At 70.0% G+C, this 17723-nt stretch carries 12 protein-coding genes and 1 tRNA gene; 6 read left to right on the forward strand and 7 right to left on the reverse strand.

The genetic code is table 11. The annotated features are described in order from the left end of the window. Positions 1–47: 47 nt before the first annotated feature. From MWM45_RS02020 to MWM45_RS02030, 3 genes are all read right to left on the reverse strand, one after another. Positions 48–4610, reverse strand: a complete 4563-nt coding sequence (locus MWM45_RS02020) for an ExeM/NucH family extracellular endonuclease (protein WP_247827912.1) — start codon at positions 4608–4610, stop codon at positions 48–50. Positions 4611–4829: 219 nt separating this feature from the next. After that, a complete protein-coding gene (locus tag MWM45_RS02025; protein WP_247827913.1) occupies positions 4830–5429 on the reverse strand; it encodes a septum formation family protein in 600 nt (199 codons plus the stop codon). A 27-nt stretch (positions 5430–5456) separates the two neighbouring features. Next, positions 5457–7052 carry an MFS transporter gene (locus MWM45_RS02030; RefSeq protein WP_247827914.1) on the reverse strand — a complete coding sequence of 532 codons (1596 nt, stop codon included), beginning with the start codon at positions 7050–7052 and terminating at the stop codon, positions 5457–5459. Positions 7053–7426: 374 nt separating this feature from the next. Between MWM45_RS02030 and MWM45_RS02035 the strand changes: the two genes are divergently transcribed. Beyond that, positions 7427–8860 carry a DUF2252 domain-containing protein gene (locus tag MWM45_RS02035; protein WP_247827915.1) on the forward strand — a complete coding sequence of 478 codons (1434 nt, stop codon included), beginning with the start codon at positions 7427–7429 and terminating at the stop codon, positions 8858–8860. 100 nt (positions 8861–8960) lie between these two features. Here MWM45_RS02035 and MWM45_RS02040 read toward each other — a convergent pair. Then, a tRNA-Ser gene (locus MWM45_RS02040) sits at positions 8961–9048 on the reverse strand. Positions 9049–9111: 63 nt separating this feature from the next. Between MWM45_RS02040 and MWM45_RS02045 the strand changes: the two genes are divergently transcribed. After that, positions 9112–10086 carry an NAD(P)H-quinone oxidoreductase gene (locus tag MWM45_RS02045; protein WP_247827916.1) on the forward strand — a complete coding sequence of 325 codons (975 nt, stop codon included), beginning with the start codon at positions 9112–9114 and terminating at the stop codon, positions 10084–10086. Here the strand turns inward: MWM45_RS02045 and MWM45_RS02050 are convergent. Beyond that, positions 10083–11105, reverse strand: a complete 1023-nt coding sequence (locus tag MWM45_RS02050) for an FUSC family protein (RefSeq protein WP_247827917.1) — start codon at positions 11103–11105, stop codon at positions 10083–10085. The genes MWM45_RS02045 and MWM45_RS02050 overlap by 4 nt on opposite strands. Before the next feature lie 244 nt (positions 11106–11349). Here MWM45_RS02050 and MWM45_RS02055 point away from each other — a divergent pair, with 244 nt between their 5' ends. Beyond that, complete coding sequence (locus tag MWM45_RS02055) at positions 11350–13626, forward strand: carbon starvation CstA family protein (RefSeq protein WP_247827918.1); 2277 nt, start codon at positions 11350–11352, stop codon at positions 13624–13626. After that, positions 13626–13835, forward strand: coding sequence for a YbdD/YjiX family protein (locus MWM45_RS02060; RefSeq protein WP_247827919.1), 210 nt, complete (start codon positions 13626–13628; stop codon positions 13833–13835). Before MWM45_RS02055 ends, MWM45_RS02060 begins: the two co-directional genes overlap by 1 nt. 63 nt (positions 13836–13898) lie before the next feature. Here MWM45_RS02060 and MWM45_RS02065 read toward each other — a convergent pair whose 3' ends face one another. Together MWM45_RS02065 and MWM45_RS02070 are read right to left on the reverse strand one after the other, a co-directional pair. Then, positions 13899–14672 carry a hypothetical protein gene (locus MWM45_RS02065; RefSeq protein ID WP_247827920.1) on the reverse strand — a complete coding sequence of 258 codons (774 nt, stop codon included), beginning with the start codon at positions 14670–14672 and terminating at the stop codon, positions 13899–13901. 36 nt (positions 14673–14708) lie between these two features. Next, positions 14709–15716, reverse strand: a complete 1008-nt coding sequence (locus MWM45_RS02070; protein WP_247827921.1) for an ABC transporter ATP-binding protein — start codon at positions 15714–15716, stop codon at positions 14709–14711. Between the two features lie 113 nt (positions 15717–15829). On the opposite strand from MWM45_RS02070, the gene MWM45_RS02075 reads away from it, so the two are divergent. Together MWM45_RS02075 and MWM45_RS02080 are read left to right on the forward strand one after the other, a co-directional pair. Then, a complete protein-coding gene (locus MWM45_RS02075; protein ID WP_247827922.1) occupies positions 15830–17122 on the forward strand; it encodes a sensor histidine kinase in 1293 nt (430 codons plus the stop codon). Continuing rightward, the gene (locus MWM45_RS02080) at positions 17119–17721 is read left to right on the forward strand and encodes a response regulator transcription factor (protein ID WP_247827923.1); all 603 of its coding nucleotides are present in this window, start codon (positions 17119–17121) and stop codon (positions 17719–17721) included. The genes MWM45_RS02075 and MWM45_RS02080 overlap by 4 nt, the downstream gene beginning before the upstream one ends. Positions 17722–17723: the final 2 nt, after the last annotated feature.

Here is a 17723-nt window from a genome sequence, read left to right on the forward strand (position 1 = left end):
AGTCCCTCTGTCATACCCGACCGGTCGGGGAGCGACCGGCGATCGACCTAGCCTTTGAGGCAGCGGTCGTAGTTCGCCAGGTGCGCGCGGTAGCTGACCCAGCTGCCGTTGTTCGCGCCCTCGGCCGGAGGGGTCGGCTTGGAGCAGGCCGGCTTACCGGGCTTGATCGGCTTGACCGGCTTCTCCGGCTTGACGGGCTTGACGGGCTTCTCAGGCGCCGGCGGTTCCGTCGGCGTGACGGCCTCGACCGTGACCGGCAGGGTCACCGTCGTCGCGCTCGGTGCGGCCGTCAGGACGATCCGCCCCTGGCCGTCGGCCGTCGCGGGAACCGTGAGGTTCACCGTGGCGCTGCCGCCCGTGACCGGGACACTGCCGAGGTCGGTGGCCGTGCCGTTCGCCGCTACGAAGCTGGCGGACAGCGTCGTGTTGGTCGGGCTGCCGAGGGAGGTGAGATCCAGCTTCGACACCGTGAAGGAGACGGCGGTGCCGGCCTTCACCGTGGTCGGGGCGCCCTGCACCTGCACGCTGCGGCGGTCGAACGACGGCGACAGCGGGCTGTTGGCGCGCACGTAGTCGATCCACGCGTCGCGGTCCACGAGTCCCGACTCGCGGGTGTCGGTGCCCTCACGGAAGACCGTGAAGTTGTCGCCGCCCTGCGCCAGGAAGCTGAAGGTGCCGATCCGGTAGTCCTTGGCGGGATCGAGCGGTGCTCCGTCGATCGTGACCGAGGTGATCCGCGAACCCCGCGCGAGGGCCGGGTCGTAGGTGACGCTCACGTTGTCCGACAGGCCGAGGGCCAGGAAGGACCGCGAGTTGCCGTCCGGCTGCCACTGCTGCTCGAGCATCGCCTTGAACTGCGCACCGGTCAGGGTGGTGGTCCAGAGGTCGTTGACGAACGGCAGCACCGCATTCGCCTCGGCGAACGTCACGACGCCGTCGGGTGCGTAGTAGAGCTCGTTGCGGAGCCCGCCCGGGTTGACGACGCCGATCTGCGCACCGCCGCGCTCGGCCGGTGCGAGGCTGGCCCGCAGCGAGTCGGCGACGAGGTTGCCCAGGGTGGACTCGCTGGCGCGGTCGTCACGGGTTGCACCCGTGAAGGCCGTGGTGATGTCCCCGGTGACCGCGCCGACCGGCTGGTCGCCGATGACCTTCGCCTGCGCGAGGGCCGCGTCGACGATGGTCTTCACGGCGGCGACGCGCGGGTAGGCGGCCACGAGGGCTGCGTCCGTCTCGGTGGAGCGGGCGACGTTGCGGGCCGTATAGGACTCGACGTCGTTCGTCGCGGTGTCGACGGTCAGCGTGATCTGGCCGACGAACTCGCCGTAGGACCCGGTCTGGAGGATGGGCCGGGTCTCGCCTGCGGCACCGGGGACGGGGGCGTCCCACGCGTACTGCTTGTGCGTGTGACCGGTGAAGATGGCGTCCACGAGGGGCGTCGTCTCCGTGACGATCTCGGCGAACACTCCGCCGGCCGCTACTTCCTGCTCCAGGGTGGCACCCTCGACGGCGCCGTCTCCGGCGCCCTCGTGGTACTCGGCGACGATGACGTCGGCGAGGTCCTGGTCCTCGATCTCCTGTGCCACGCGGTTGACGGCCTCGACGGGATCACCGAAGTCGACGGTGGCGATGCCGCCGGGGCTGACGAGTGACGCGGTCTCCTCGGTCACGACACCGATCACTGCGACGTCGACGCCGTCGACCGTGATGATCGAGTACTCGTCGAGGGCGGGCTCGGTGGTGCCCTTGGTGTAGACGTTCGCGCCCAAATACGGGAAGTCCGCGGCGTCGGAGACACGGCCTGTGAGGTCGTCGAAGCCCGTGTCGAACTCGTGGTTGCCCACGGCGGATGCGCGGAGCTCCAGGGTGTTCAGGACGTCGATGGTCGGCTGGTCGTCCTGCAGCGCCGAGGCGAACAGGGACGCGCCGATGTTGTCGCCGGCCGAGAGGAAGGCCGTCTTGTCCTCGCCGAACTCGGCGCGGAGCTTCTCGACGGTCCCGGCGAAGCGCACCGTGTTGGAGTCGATGCGGCCGTGGAAGTCGTTGATGTTCAGCAGGTTGAGTTCCGCGGTGGTATCGGCAGCCGGTGCGAGGTCCAGGCCCACGATCACGGGGTCGTGGTCGCTGGCGCGGTACGGATCCGCCCGGTAGTAGTCGGTGACGTTGTTGTTGTACCGGCTGTACTCGAGGGCCACCGACTCCACGGAGTTGATGTTCCAGGTGTCCACCCCGGACACCGTGGCGTCCGCCGTCGGCGACGCCAGGATGTGGTCGAGGGAACCGCTCAGGCCCGAGAAGACGTAGGAGAAGGTGTTGTCCTTCTCACCCTGGTTGACGTACCCGGCCTCGTAGAGGACCTGCATGGGGTCCTCCTGCGTGTAGGAGTTGAAGTCGCCGGTCAGGAAGACCTTGTCCGTCTTCGCCGCCGTCTTCATGGAATCGGCGAACGCGACGAGGGCGCGGGCCTGGTTCACGCGTGCGGCGTTCCAGGCACCCTGGCCGTCGCCGGTGTCGGCGTCGGGCCCGGAGCTCGGGCCGGATCCCTTGGACTTGAAGTGGTTGACGATGGCGAGGAAGGTCTCGTCCTCGGCCCCGCCGACGGGCTTGAAGGCCTGTGCCAGCGGCTTGCGCGCGTTGGTGAACACCACGTTGTCATCGAGGATGACGGACTCGCCCACGGGTTCGGCGGTGGCCTTCTTGTAGATCAGGGCCGTGCGGATGACGTCCTCGTTCTCCAGCGCCGGCAGGGCCGCGGGGGAGCGGACGTAGTCCCAGGTGCCGGGAGCCTTCTCGTTGAGCGCGTCCACGAGGGTCTTGAGGGCGAAGTCGCGATCCTTGCCGAACTTCGCCGAGTTCTCGATCTCCATGAGGGTGACGACATCGGCGTCGAGGGCGTTGATCGCCGAGACGATCTTCGCCTCCTGGCGCTCGAAGCTCTCCTGGTTCGCGGCGCCGCGCGCATCGCATCCGCCCCGCACCGTGGTGGGGTTCCCGGCGCGGTCCGTGTTGTAGGTGCAGCCCGTGAGCTGCTCGCCCGTGGTCGCGAAGTAGTTCAGCACGTTGAACGAGGCGATCTTGACGTTCCCGCCGACCTCCTCGGGGGCGGCGGGGCGCTCGCCCGTGAACTGCACGGGCTGGACGCCGTCCGGGCTGGCGCCGTCGAGCTGGGCCAGCGGCTGGAACTTCCACGCGCTGTTGCGGTAGTCGAGGACCACCGGCGAGGTGAACTGCGCGCTGTAGCCCACGCGGACGGGCTGCGACGGTGTGAGGTACGGCAGCACCGTGCCGCGGTTGACCTGGGTGAAGAAGTTCGTCGACGCGCCGTCGTCGAGCCTGATGCTCCGGGCGGCGTTGTCGGCGATGACGGCGGCGTTCTCGGGGGTGCCCGGGCGGGCGACGTCGGTGGGCTGGCGGAGGAGCTCTGCCCCGGCGGCCAGGGTAACCTCGCCGTACTGGTTCAGGGTGTAGTTGTCGGCGACGGTGAAGTCCCCGGCGGGCTGGAAGAGCATGCCCTCGACTGCTTCACGCGCGGCATCCGTGGCGGGCAGCGCGATGGCGGAGGCCTTAGGTTCCTCGGCGGCCTCGGTGACCTTGGTGGTCCCGCCGGCGGGAACGGTGAGCTGGGTCAGGTTGAAGAACTCACCGGCGGTACCGGTGACCTCCACGTAGTCGCCCACGGCGACGGAGGTGACGGTGTCGGGGGAGTAGACGAAGACGGCATCCGAGGCGGTCTGGTCGGCGGCTGCCGAGCTGCCGGCGGTCTGCAGGTAGAAGCCCGCGAAGCCGCCCGTCGGGTAGGCCGCGGTGACCTTGCCGCGCGTGGTGACGGTCTGTCCGGCCAGGGGCGTCGCGGAGCCCGTGCCCTGGATGTCGCGGATGGGGATGACGACGCCGGGCACCGGAGGATCGGTGGGCGTCGGCGTGGGAGTCGGCGTCGGCGTGGGCGTGCCGGTGGTGCCGGTCGCGTTCATCGGCGTGGTGTCCTGCAGCGTGAAGTCGGCGCCGTTGTCGTCCGTGTCCACGAACCCCGTGCGGTTGGCGGACTTCGTGCTGCCCGCGCCCGGTGTCGTGGCGGCGGTGCCCTCGAAGGCGTTCGCGGTCCCGTAGCCCAGGGCGTCGACGACTCCGGGCGTGCCCGTGATGCTGCCGAGCGGCAGGGCCCCGACACTGGTGGCCTGGTTCGCCAGGACGATCACGCCACCCGCAGCGCCGGGGTTGAATCCGCTGGTGAGGTCAGGGGTGGGCAGCACGGCACCGGCTGTGCCGTTGCTGCCGCCCTGCACCAGGAAGTAGCCCTTGGCGGGGATGGTGCCGCGGAGCGCGGTGGCACCCGGTGTAGCGGCGGAGCCCGGTGCGCGGTACTGCAGCGACCAGCCGTCGAGGCTCACCGGCGCATCGGTCGGGTTGTAGAGCTCCACGTACTTGTTGGTGAAGGGCGTTCCCGTGGAACCGCCCGTGAGGTATGCCTCGTTGATGACGACGCCGTCTCCTGTGACGGACGCCGTCCCCGGGGCGGTCTCGACCGCGTTGGCCGGCAGTGCGATCATCGGTGAGGCCATGAGCCCTACCGACAGCGCCGCACAGAGCGCTCCCTTCCATGACGAATTAGCCATTCGTTCTTTCTTCTCCTTGACGATGGCCGCGACTGCGGCCGCGAGTGAAGCCCGCCGACCCTGGTGAGTGGACGTGGTGGCATGTGCACCATATGTGACGCAGGTGACATTCCTATCCCCAGCAGTAGCCAACCAGAACATCGTTAACAGTGGGTTACTGGAAAACCAGTGGCCCCGGAAGATCCGGGGCGACTGGCAGTAATTCATGGACGAAAGCTGCTATCTGCCCGCGTCCCGGAGCGTTCCTGCCACCGGCGTCTCGTCCTGCTCGGCGACGAAGCACAGGATCTGCCGATCGCCCTCGGCGTCCCAGCTCTCCTCGACGGGATAGAAGTAGAGCAGTTCGAGGACGGAGGCGTCGTAGTCGACGCCGATGAAGCTCCTGAACTCCTCCGCGCAGAAGTCGGTGGCGGCGGCGTTCGCCTCACCCTGGCCGGGATACTCGCCGTCGGGCATCCGGGTGGCGGCGAAGGCCTCGAACACGTGCTGGTCGTCGCACGGAAGGACGGGGATGTCCGAGGGATCCTCCATGCCGGGGTCGTCGATGCAATCGCCCACAGTGATCGGGGAGGTCTCCGGCCCGGCGTCGGCCGTCCCGGTGCCGGCGCGCCGCTCCGGCTCGTCCGGTCCGACGATCCCGCATCCCGCGAGGACGGCGATCCCCGCGAGTGCCCCCGCGACCGGCGCCGCTGCAGTCCGGCGCCGCCGCGGCGACCGCCTGCCTTGCCCACTACGCATCGGCTCCCCGTCCCAGGCCACGCCGTCGTGGCACGGCTGCTGCTCCTCGGGACAGTACCGCACCACGGCGTGGGGCACCACGGCGGGAGCGGCGGACCGGGTCGGGACTCAGCCCAGGATGCTGCCCTCGCCGGTGCCGGCGGGCTTGGGGTCGGGGATCCTCATCATGCGGAAGGACGTGGCGAGCCCGGCGAGGCCCGCGAGGATCGGAACGAACAGTGCGATCTGGAGGGCGAGGGGCCGTGCCTCCGTGTTGATGCGGATGATCTCGTCCTGGATCTCCTCGGGCTGGCCCGTGAGGAGTTCCTCGAGCTGCGCGTTGCTCACCACCTGGGCGTCCTCCTCGAGCGCCGTCGCGACCTGCTGCTGCTCGGCGGGCGGCAGCACCGTGCTGGAGGTCGCCATGCCGGTGAAGATGGTCGAGAGCGATGCCAGCATGAGGCCGCCGGCAAAGGCGAGCCCGAAGGACAGGCCGAAGGATCCCGCGGCCGAGTTCACGCTGGCGGCCTCGCTCACGCGCTCGTCCGAGATGGGGGACAGGGTGTAGTTGTTGAGCTGGGACACGAGCAGTCCCAGCCCGGCGCCGGCGATGACCAGAGGGATCAGGAGCCACCAGCCGGAGTCCGCGCGTGGCACGACCGGGACCAGCAGCGCCAGACCCACGAGCAGCAGCAGGAAGCCCGACCGTATGAGGCTTGCCGGGCGCCACGCTCCGGGTTTCTTCCCGATCAGCAGGGCCACGGCGAACATGGTCAGGGAGAGCGGGGCGATCGAGAGCCCCGACTGCATCGCGTTGTAGCCGAGCACCATCTGCAGGTAGATGGGCAGCACGATCATCGTGCCGCCCAGCGCGATCTGCTGGAGCATCTGCCCGGTGGCGCCGAAGCGGAAGGTCCTCGCCTGGAACAGGTCCGGGTCCAGCAGTGTCGGCCTGCCGTGGTGCTTGCGCCGGACGAGCCAATACACCAGCCCGCCCAGTCCCACGGCGCCCACGGCCAGGAGCGCGCCCACCGCTTCGCCGCCTTCCTGCCACACCAGGATGCCGAGCACCACTCCGCCCATGCCCACGATGGACAGGAACGATCCGACGAGGTCCAGCTCCCGGGGCCCGGTGTACGGGACGTCGCGAACCAGTTTGATCCCCAGGAGGACGACCACGATGAGGAGGGCCTCGAGCAGGAAGGCGACGCGCCAGGACAGGAACGTGGTGATGAAGCCACCGAGCAGAGGCCCCACGGCGGCGGCGACCGCTGCCGAGGCACCGACCAGGGCGTAGACCCGCTTCTGGGCGTCCCCTTCGAAGTTGCCGTGGATGAGGGACTGCATGGCGGGAAGGAGGAGCGAGGCACCCAGGCCGCCGATCAGGGCCCAGAAGATGATGATCGGAAGGAGGCTCTGGGCCAGGGTCATCGCCACGGCGCCGATGGCGTAGCAGCAGAGCCCGATCACGTAGGCGCGCTTGCGCCCGATCAGGTCGCCGATCTTTCCGCCGATCAGGATGAAGGCCGCGGAAACCAGCGCCTCGAGGGCGATCGTCGACTGGAGTCCGCTGACGGTTGCGCCGATGTCGTCCACCACCGCGGAGATCGAGACGTTCATGATCGACGTGTCGACGACGAGGACGAACATCGCCGTCGCCAGCAGCATGGCGAGTCGTTGGTTGAACGGCGCCGTCTGGACGTCGCCCCTGTTCGGAAGGCTCATGAGTGACCTGCTCGGCTCGCGGGGTTCGGATTCGTCGATGCCGGACAAGTCCCCCCCGCCCGGCATAGACCCTGACAGGATCACCGGCCTGCGGTCCTGCACGGGCAAATACACCCACAGCCTCCCGCTCCCCGGGCGGTCCGACCAGAGGCCAAAGCCCCACCCGACGGCGATGCCGGAGCGCCGGGATGATCACCCCCTGAGGAGGAGGTGCGGGCGGATCGTGACCGCTACCGTGGCCGGCGGTGCACTCGTCTCCTCGACAGGTTCGCCGTCGGACACCACGACAGGGCGCGTTCACGCGCCGAGCACGGACGGACCCGGACGCCTGGTGCCGGGACCGGTTCCCTGACGCAGGAGGGAGGCCACCGACCATGGCCGAGACCAAGATCAAGCACCGGAGTGCCGAGGAACGTGCCGCGAAGGGCAAGGCGTGCCGGGAGAAGTCGCCGGTCTCCGGCCACAAGGGATGGGTCCCCGCGTCCGGCCGCCCGGATCCGGTTGCGCTGCTCGAGGAACAGAACCGCACCCGTGACCAGGACCTCGTCCCGGTGCGCCACGGGCGGATGATGGTTTCACCGTTCACGTTCTACCGGGGTGCGGCCAAAATCATGGCGGCCGACCTGAAGGACACGCCGCGGGCGGGCCTGGTCTCCCAGCTGTGCGGGGATGCCCACCTGTCCAACTTCGGCATCTTCGCCTCACCGGAGCGGAACCTGCTGTTCGACCTGAACGACTTCGACGAGACGCTTCCGGGACCGTTCGAGTACGACGTCAAGCGCATGGCCGCGAGCTTCACGATTGCTGCGCGGAACAACGCGTTCGCCGCCGACGAGGTGCGCGACGTGACGCTCACGGCGGTGCGGGCCTACCGCGAGGCGATGGCCGAGTTCGCGCAGATGCGCACGCTGGACATCTGGTATGCCCGCTTCTCCGAGGAGCAGCTGATGGAATCCCTGGACCTGGCCGTGGGAACCCAGAGCGGCAAGGCCCTGAAGAAGGCGCAGAGCGGGGCGAAGGCGGCGCGACGCAACGTCGAGAAGGCGCGCACCAGGGACAGCCTGCATGCACTCTCCAAGCTCGCCGAGCTCGTGGACGGGAAGTACCGCATCGTCAGTCAGCCACCGATCGTCATCCCGCTGCGTGAGCTGGGGGACGTGTACGACATGTCGCCCGACGAGGTGGGCCCCGCGGTCCGTGAGCAGCTGCGGTCCTACCGCGCCACCCTGCCCGCCGACCGGCGCCGGCTGCTGGAACGCTTCGAGGTGGTCGACCTCGCCCGCAAGGTCGTGGGGGTCGGCAGCGTCGGCACGCGGGCGTTCATCGTCCTGCTCCAGGGCCGCGACCAGCAGGATCCCCTGTTCCTGCAGGTCAAGGAGGCCAGGAGGTCGGTGCTCGAGGACCATCTGCCGAAGAGCCGGTTCAAGCAGCCGGGCGAGCGGGTGGTGCAGGGGCAGCGGATGATGCAGGCCGCGAGCGACATCTTCCTGGGCTGGACCAAGGGCGTGCAGGACAACCGGTACCTCTACTGGCGCCAGTTGCGCGACATGAAGGGCTCGGCCGTCGTCGAGGAGATGAAACCGCTGGCCATGACCTTCTACGCCACTGCCTGCGGCTGGACCCTGGCCCGGGCGCATGCCCGCTCCGGCGACCCGGTCGCGATCGCCGCCTACCTCGGGAAGAGCGACAAGTTCGACCGTTCCATCACCGACTTCTCGAAGCGGTACGCCGATCAGAACGAACGCGACTACGAGGCCTTCGAGGGGGCGGTCCGCTCAGGCCGCCTGGAGGCATCCGATGCCAGCTAGGGAGACGGTTCCTGGTTCTCGGTACAACGACGGAGGCCGGTCGGGTCGATCCTTCGATCGACCCGACCGGCCTCGTGTCAGCGCAGCTACGGCGCTCCCGCGGAAGGTAAGGGATTCGAACCCTTGAGACGGGGTAACCGCCCACTGGTTTTCAAGACCAGCTCCTTCGGCCGCTCGGACAACCTTCCCGCCGTTAGTGTTTCATGCGGGGCAGGTAGCGCCCAAATACCCAGCAGAGAGTGGAGGCCGGCGTGCGCGCAGTCGTGATCGAGGGAGCGGGTGGGCCGGAGGTCCTCTCGGTGCAGGAGGTCCCCGCACCGGTGCCGGCGGCCGGGGAGGTGCTCATCGACGTCGTCGCGGCGGGCCTCAACCGCGCCGACGTGCAGCAGCGGCGCGGCTTCTACCCGCCGCCCGCCGGGGCGTCCGCGGCCCCGGGGCTGGAGGTCTCCGGACACGTGGCCGATGCCGGCGATTCCGCCTTCGCCGTAGGGGACGCCGTCGTCGCGCTGCTGGCCGGCGGCGGGTACGCCGAGCAGGTCGCGGTACCGGCGGGGCAGGTAATCCTCGCACCGGCGGGGGTAGACCTCGTGGAGGCCGCCGCCCTCCCCGAGACGGCCGCGACCGTCTGGTCCAACCTCGTGCTGCAGGCCGGTCTCGGGGCCGGCGACCACGTCCTGATCCACGGGGCGTCCGGCGGGATCGGCCTGATGGCGATCCAGGTGGGCCTCGCGCTCGGTGCGGTCCCGCACGTGACGGCGGGCTCGGCCGCCAAGCTCGACGTCGCCCGGTCCCTGGGCGTCGGATCCCTGATCAACTATCGGGACCAGGATTTCGTCGCGGAGGTCCGGGCGGCAACGGACGGCCGGGGCGTGGACGTCATCCTCGACGTCGTCGGGGCGGGATACCTGGCGCGCAACATCGAGGCGCTCGCGACGGGCGGGCGGCTCGTGGTGATCGGACTGCAGGGCGGCGCGAGGGCGGAACTCGATCTCGCGGCCCTGATGGGCAAGCGGGCCAGCGTGGCCGGCACCACGCTGCGGTCCCGTCCCGTCGCGGAGAAGGCCGCGATCATGCGTGCCGTGCAGGAGAACGTCTGGCCCCTCGTGGCGTCCGGAGCGGTGCGGCCCTTCGTGGACCGGACCTTCCCGCTCGCGGAGGCCGCGGACGCGCACACCTACTTCGACTCCGGGGAGCACACCGGCAAGGTCCTGCTGACCATCGGCTAGGCGCGGCGGGGCCGGGCCCTCTGCCGGACGTGGAGGGCCAGCACCAGGGCGATGCCCACGCACGCCCCGATGGAGGTCTCGAGGGCCCGGTCGGCGAGGAGTCCCGCCGGGGCCGTGGGGTGGGCGAGTTGCGTCGAGACCAGCGCGAGCGGCGTGACGAACGCCTGGGCAAGGGCGTACTGGCGCAGGATGAACATCTCGGCCGCGAACTGCGCGACGGCGATCACGAGCACCAGCTGCCACGCGGCGAGTCCCGGCAGGAGGACCAGCGCCGTGAGGACCAGCCCCGCGAAGGTGCCGAGGATGCGCTGGAGGCCACGCGTCACGCGCGCTCGCGCCGACTGGCCCACGAGGGGCACCGTCGCGGCGACCATCGCCCAGTAGGTGTGGCCGATCCCGAGGGCCGTGGCCAGGCTGCCGGCGAGCACGGCCGCCGCCACGTACAGTCCGGCCTCCCGTCCGAGGGCCGCCAGGTGCTGCGCCGTCGGGCGGTACGTGGCCGCCCGCTCCCACGGCGTGCGGTGCCGGGGCCAGAGGTTCCCGGCCTGCCCGAGGAGCGTCGCGAAGCCCGCGGTCGCCGCCGCCGTGGACAGCCCTTCCCAGAGTGGTGGCTGGCCGGGAACGGAGGCGATCGTGGCGAACGCGAAGATGTGGAACAGCGAGCCGCCGGGCCTGAGGCGGAACAGCCCGGCCAGGAAGGTGCCGATCCCGGCCACCGCGCCGGTGAGGAGCACGAGGTCCCAGGGGCCGACGTCGGCCCCTCCGGTCAGGGCGGCCGCGAGGATCACGCCGAGCATGAGCCCGCCGCCGCGCAGCTGGGTGGCGAGGCGCTCGCGGTGCGGTTCGTTCCGCCCGTAGATGCCGGCGAAGGCGCCGAACGTGGCGAAGACCGCGAGGTCGAGCCGTCCGAGCAGCAGCACGACGGACAGCGGTACCGCAACGCCGATGGCGCAGCGGAGGGCGGGCTGGTGGTCGCGGGCGGAGGGGGCGACGTGCACGAGATCGCGCAGAAGGGACACGGCGGGCTTTCGGTCGGGACGATCGACGGCGCCGGTGGCATCGCGTGGCGAAATACCACTCGTCAACCCTACGCTCGCAGGGTCCGGCGCCGGGAACAGCGGGAAGTGCCGACCAGCACCTCCCACTCGCCGCAGGCGCGGGTCCGTTCGGCGCAACCCCCGGTCCGGGGGGCTTGCCCTGTGATGTACGCCTCACTAAGTTGCTACCTTCGTGTGCATCACACTCTCGCCTTCGAGGAGCACTATGAGTAAGAAGCAGAACGGGTCCCACCGGCACGCCGACGTGCTGGTGACGGACCCGAACCTGCCGCCGGTCGCCGTCGACCCGCAGCAGGCCGAAGCAGAAGACCGCCGGTGGACGCCGGCGAAGATCGCCCTGTGGGTGGGCATCGCCCTCCTCGGCGGTGTCTCCTGGACCATCCTCGCGATCGTCCGCGGGGAGACCGTCAACGCCATCTGGTTCGTCTTCGCGGCGGTCTGCACGTACCTGATCGCCTACCGGTTCTACTCGAAGTTCATCGAGCGGAATCTGCTGAAGCCCGACGACCGCCGTGCGACCCCCGCCGAGTACAAGGCCGACGGCAAGGACTACGCCGCCACCGACCGCCGCGTTCTCTACGGCCACCACTTCGCTGCCATCGCCGGAGCCGGCCCCCTCGTAGGCCCTGTGCTCGCCGCGCAGATGGGCTACCTCCCCGGGACCCTGTGGATCATCATCGGCGTGATCTTCGCGGGCGCAGTGCAGGACTACCTCGTGATGTTCTTCTCCATGCGCCGCGGCGGCCGCTCGCTCGGGCAGATGGCGCGCGAGGAACTCGGCATCATCGGCGGAACGGCGGCGCTCATCGCGACCCTCGCGATCATGATCATCATCGTCGCGATCCTCGCCCTCGTCGTCGTGAACGCTCTGGGCGAGAGCCCGTGGGGCGTCTTCTCCGTCTCGATGACCATCCCGATCGCCCTGTTCATGGGCGTCTACCTGCGCTACCTCCGGCCCGGCAAGGTCACCGAGGTGTCGGTGATCGGGTTCGTGCTGCTGCTGCTCGCCATCGTCGGCGGCGGCTGGATCTCCGAGACGGCCTGGGGCGTCGAGATCTTCACGCTCGACCGCATCACGATCGCCTGGGGCATCATCATCTACGGCTTCATCGCCGCCGTCCTGCCGGTCTGGCTCCTGCTCGCCCCGCGCGACTACCTCTCCACCTTCATGAAGATCGGCACGATCATCATGCTGGCGGTCGCGATCGTGATCACGCGTCCCGAGATCAGCGTCCCCGCGGTCACCGAGTACGCGAGCACGGGGCAGGGGCCGGTGGTCGCGGGCACGCTGTTCCCGTTCCTCTTCGTCACCATCGCCTGCGGCGCTCTCTCCGGGTTCCACGCCCTCATCGCCTCCGGCACCACGCCGAAAATGATCGAGAAGGAGCGCCAGACGCGCTTCATCGGCTACGGCGGCATGCTCATGGAGTCCTTCGTGGCGATCATGGCACTCGTCGCGGCGCTGTCGATCGACCGCGGCATCTACTTCGCCATGAACTCCTCGGCGGCGGCCACGGGCGGCACCATCGAGGGTGCGGTCGCGTTCGTCAACGGCCTCGGCCTGACCGGCGTCAGCCTGACCCCCGAGGCGCTCAGCACCATGGCCTCCAACGTGGGCGAGGAGTCGATCGTCTCCCGGACCGGTGGCGCCCCGACCCTGGCCGTGGGCATCGCCCAGATCATGCAGGGCGTCTTCGGTGGCGCGGGGATGATGGCCTTCTGGTACCACTTCGCGATCATGTTCGAGGCCCTGTTCATCCTCACGGCGGTCGACGCCGGTACCCGCGTGGCGCGGTTCATGCTGCAGGACAGCATCGGCAACTTCGTGCCCCGCTTCCGCGACACCTCGTGGCGCACCGGGGCCTGGATCTGCACGGCGGTCATGGTGGCCGGCTGGGGAGCGATCCTCATCATGGGTGTCACGGACCCGCTGGGCGGCATCAACACGCTGTTCCCGCTGTTCGGTATCGCGAACCAGCTGCTCGCGGCGATCGCGCTCGCGGTCTGCATGGCGATCTGCGCCAAGCGCGGGTACTTCAAGTTCCTGTGGATCCCCGCCCTGCCGCTGGCGTTCGCCGCCGTGGTGACCATCACGGCGTCGTTCCTGAAGATCTTCTCGCCCGTTCCGGCCATCGGCTACTGGGCGCAGCATACGGCGTTCCGCGATGCGCTCGCTGCAGGGGAGGAGAGCTTCGGCACGGCGACGAGCGTCGCCGCCATGGAGGCGGTGGTCCGCAACACCTTCATCCAGGGCACGCTGTCGATCGTCTTCGTGGTGCTGTCCATCATCGTCATCACCACGGCGATCCTCGCCACCATCAGGGCCTACCGGCACGGTGGTGGAGCGGACACCGAGGATGCTCCCGTGGCCTCGCGTGTCTTCTCCCCGGCCGGCCTGATCGCCACTCCCGCCGAGAAGGAGCTCGAGGCGCAGTGGGCAGCCCTCGAACCCGGCAAGCGCCCGGCGCGGACGGGCCACTGATGACCGTTCCGCAGGTCCTCACCCGGGCGCGCGACACCGCGCGGGAGCTGGCCTGGCTGTTCAAGGGCATCATGGGCGAGAACGCGTACCAGGCGTACCTCGACCACCACGAGCGCACGCACGCCGGTGGACGGCCCATGACCGAACGGGAGTTCTGGCGGGACAAGACGGACCGCCAGGACGCGAACCCCGAGGGCCGCTGCTGCTAGTCGGCACCTCACGCACGAAGCCCGACGCCGGAGGATCGGCGTCGGGCTTCGTCGTATCCGGGGTCAGCGCTTCTCCCAGCGGAAGCGCTTCGCGGCGGCAAGGTAGGGAAGGACGGTCCACGCCAGGAGGGCGACGGCGGCACCCGCCACCGTCAGGTCCAGTTCGGTGGCACCCCAGCCGGCCATCAGCAGGTTCTGCAGCGCGCCGCCCGGGGTCAGCCGGGAGAGGGCCTCGAAGCCGTCGTCGAAGGCGGTCCAGAAGAAGGTGCCGATGACGACGGCGAGGAAGGGGAGGGTGGTGATCTGGGCGGCCGCTGCGGAGGGCGTGTAGATGCTGGTGAGCATGCCGACGGTCGCGCAGAGAACGAGGAACCCGAGAACGGTGCCGAGCACCACGAGCGGCCGCGCCGGAGCGTCCATCCCCGCCATCCCGAACCCGACGGCGATGATCGCGAGCTGCCCGGCGACGAGGGCGACGATCGGTGCGAGCATGCCCAGCCAGATGACGGTGTCGGAGGACTCGCCGCTGCGCAGCCGTTTCAGGAAGAGCTCCTCGCGACGCGTGGCGATCGTCGTCGTCGCCGTCAGGTAGACACCGAGCAGGGCGACGATCATGAGGGTCAATCCCGCCATGACGGCGTTGGCCGAGGGCCCGACCATCTGCTCCGCACCGAAGTAGAAGATGTAGACGGCCATGGCGATCGGCATGAGGACGGCCCCTAGGAGCACCGTCTTGTTGCGGAAGATGATGCGCAGCTCCATGAGGGCGATGGACGTGATGCGGCCGGCGGTGGAGGGGCGGCGGGGTGTCGAGGGGGCCTCTGCGAGGGTGGTCATGATGTTCTCCTGTCGGGGGGTGATGGATCGGCGGGGCTAGGCGGCGTCGCCGAGGCTGACCCGGCGGAAGACCGCGGCGAGGGAGGCCTCCGACGCGGACAGGCGGTCCAGGCGGATCTTGTTTCCCTCCGCCCATGAGAGGACCCTCCAGAGGTCCTGCTGGAGGTCCAGGGACGGCACGGTCACCCGGGTCCTGGCAGGGGTCGGGGTGAAGTCGGGGGACAGCCCGAGGCCGCCGAGCTGCAGGACGTCGACGGAGGCATCCACCTCGAAGGAGATGACCGACGGCTCGCGCCCGAGCACCTCCGGCAGGGTGCCCTCCACCGCGATCCGGCCGTCGTGCATGATCGCGATCCGGTCCGCGTAGCTTTCGGCCTCCTCGAGGTAGTGGGTCGTGAGGACCACCGTGGTCCCGGCGTCGTTCAGGCCCCGGACGAGCTCCCACGTCCGTTCCCGTGATTCCGGGTCGAGGCCGGTCGTCGGTTCGTCGAGGAACAGGAGGTCGGGTTCGTTCGCCGTCGCGAGGAGGAGGTCGAGGCGGCGCCGCTGACCACCCGACAGCATCTTGACCCGGGTGGTCGCCTTCGCCGTGAGGTCGAGGACCTCGAGCCCGGTCGCGATGACCTCGGCCTGGCTCCTGGACCGCGGATGGGCCGCCGAAAGCCGGAGCCACAGGCGGCAGGTCTCCTCGACCGTGAGGTCGTCGGCGAACCCGGCCTCCTGCAGCATGATGCCGAGGCGGGGGCGGATCGAGGCCCTGTCGCGGTACGGGTCGCCGCCCAGGACGGAGACGGTGCCGGACGTCGCCCGGCGGTGCCCCTCGAGCGTCTCCATGGTGGTGGTCTTGCCTGCGCCGTTGGTGCCGAGAAGCGCGAAGAACTCTCCGTTCCTGATGGACAGGTCGATGCCGCGCACGGCCTCGTACGAGCCGTAGGAGCAGCGCAGCCCCTCGGCCGAGACCGCGATGGTGTCGGTGGGCGCATCGGACGCGGCCCGCCGGGCCTGCCTGGACGGGACTGCCTGGGTGCTGGGTGATGTGGTCATGATCCAATCCTCGCCAGCCGCGCCGGCACGTATCAGTGGCCGTCCGTCACGACCTCACCTGATGGTCTGCACGCCGGGACCGTGACAGATGTCATGGTCCTACCATGGTGACCATGGCGCTTTTCACTGCTCGACGCAGCACCCGGGACAGGGAGACCATGGAGCAGCCGGAGCCCGGGCGCGGTGTCAGGGCGACCTGGCGCTACACGGTCGGGACGATCGCGGCCTACGGACTCTTCGTGACTGCGGTCGCGACCCTGGTGATGCTCGGTGGCGGCGAGTTCGGCCTGCAGCTGCAAGACCTCGTGATCCTCGTGCTCGCCCTGGCCTCCACGGCATCGCTGGTCCGCTACTGCTGGTTCTTCAGGAGGGGCCTGGGCGGCGGATTGCCTGCGCGCCCCTACACCCTGTGGCTGCTGCTGCCGGGCGGTGCGCTCTGGTTCATCGGCCTCGGGCAGCCGCACACCCTGTGGATCGGGGCCGTCCCGCTCTGGCTGGCCTGCAACGCGTTGGCCGTCGTCGTCGGGCGGCGCCCCCGGTGGTGGATCCTGGGTGTGGGGCTGCTCGTGCTCCTCGTGCACGGTCCGCTGGGCCTCCTGCTCGGCCATACGGTCGGCGGGCCGTCCTGGGAGGGCGGTGCCGTGGCCTCCCTCGCTGTCTGGGCGCTGATGACTCCCGCGCTGTTCGTGGCGAGTATCTGGTGGTGGGACATCGTGCTGCGCCTCGACGACAGCCGTCGCACCTCCGGAGAGCTCGCGGTGGCCAAGGAGCGGCTGCGCTTCGCCGCGGACCTCCACGACATCCAGGGCCACCACCTCCAGGTGATCGCGCTCAAGGCGGAGCTCGCGGGCCGACTGCTCGACGTCGATCCCGAGGCGGCACGCGTCCAGATCGGGGAGGCGCAGCAGTTGGCCCGGACCGCGCTGGAGGACACCCGCGCCCTCGTGCACGGGTACCGGACGGTGTCCCTCGCGGCCGAGGCGGCCAATGCCGCCGAGGTGCTCCGCGCCGCGGGCATCGAGTGCTCGGTGGACGTCGACGCCGAGGCGCTGCCGGCGGAGGAGCGGACCCTGTTCGGCCTCGTGATCCGTGAGGCCACGACCAACATCCTCCGCCACAGCGAGGCGACCGCCGTCACGCTGCGCCTGGCCCGTGCCGGCGACGGGTCCGCCCTGACCGTGACGAACGACGGCGTGTGCGGCGGCGTCGAAGCCCGGCCGGGCGGTTCGGGCATCGACGGGCTCCGCCGGCGGTTCGAAGCCGTCGGGGGAGGGATCGAGGCCCGGCGGGACGACGGTCGCTTCCTGCTGACCGCCACCACCCCCGGTCTCCTGAGCACCGCGGTGGTCCCCACCGACGCGCCCACCCTCGCCGGCACAGCAGGTTCCCGTGGAGGCCTGCCATGATCCGGGTGGTCCTCGCCGATGACGAGCAGCTGATCCGGGGCGCGCTCGTAGCGCTCCTGGGGCTCGAGCCGGACCTCGAGGTGGTGGCGAGCACGGACAACGGGACGGACGCGGTGCGCCTCGCGAAGGAGCACGCCCCCGACGTGTGCGTCCTGGACCTCGAGATGCCGCCGACCGACGGCATCTACGCCGCGGAGGAGATCCTCCGGTCGGTGGCCACGCGCGTCGTGATCGTCACCCGGCACGCCAGGCCCGGCGTGCTGCGTCGCGCCCTGGCGAGCAGGGTGTCCGGGTTCGTCCCGAAATCCACCCCCGCCGACCAGCTGGCGAACGTCATCAGGGACGTCGCGGCGGGCCGCCGCTACGTGGATCCGGATATCGCAGCGAGCGCCCTCTCCGGTGAATCGTGCCCGCTCACCGGCCGCGAACTCGATGTCCTGCGGCACGGCCGGCAGGGAGCGAGCCTGCAGACGATCGCCCGCGAGCTGCATCTGGCGCCGGGCACGGTCCGGAACTACGTGTCCTCCGCCATGACCAAGCTGGATGCGACGTCGCGCCACGAGGCCGCCGCGTTGGCCTGGGAGCAGGGCTGGATCTGACG

Origin of the sequence: Arthrobacter antioxidans (genome assembly GCF_023100725.1) — a bacterium.
Classification (GTDB): Bacteria; Actinomycetota; Actinomycetes; order Actinomycetales; family Micrococcaceae; genus Arthrobacter_D; species Arthrobacter_D antioxidans.

Bases quoted from the DNA above. Each gene is read 5' to 3' on its own strand.
- MWM45_RS02020 (WP_247827912.1), bottom strand. From the start codon at position 4,610: ATGGCTAATTCGTCATGGAAGGGAGCGCTCTGTGCGGCGCTGTCGGTA.
- MWM45_RS02065 (WP_247827920.1), bottom strand. From the start codon at position 14,672: ATGACCACCCTCGCAGAGGCCCCCTCGACACCCCGCCGCCCCTCCACC.
- MWM45_RS02070 (WP_247827921.1), bottom strand. From the start codon at position 15,716: ATGACCACATCACCCAGCACCCAGGCAGTCCCGTCCAGGCAGGCCCGG.
- MWM45_RS02060 (WP_247827919.1), top strand. From the start codon at position 13,626: ATGACCGTTCCGCAGGTCCTCACCCGGGCGCGCGACACCGCGCGGGAG.
- MWM45_RS02055 (WP_247827918.1), top strand. From the start codon at position 11,350: ATGAGTAAGAAGCAGAACGGGTCCCACCGGCACGCCGACGTGCTGGTG.
- MWM45_RS02035 (WP_247827915.1), top strand. From the start codon at position 7,427: ATGGCCGAGACCAAGATCAAGCACCGGAGTGCCGAGGAACGTGCCGCG.
- MWM45_RS02030 (WP_247827914.1), bottom strand. From the start codon at position 7,052: ATGAGCCTTCCGAACAGGGGCGACGTCCAGACGGCGCCGTTCAACCAA.
- MWM45_RS02080 (WP_247827923.1), top strand. From the start codon at position 17,119: ATGATCCGGGTGGTCCTCGCCGATGACGAGCAGCTGATCCGGGGCGCG.
- MWM45_RS02075 (WP_247827922.1), top strand. From the start codon at position 15,830: ATGGCGCTTTTCACTGCTCGACGCAGCACCCGGGACAGGGAGACCATG.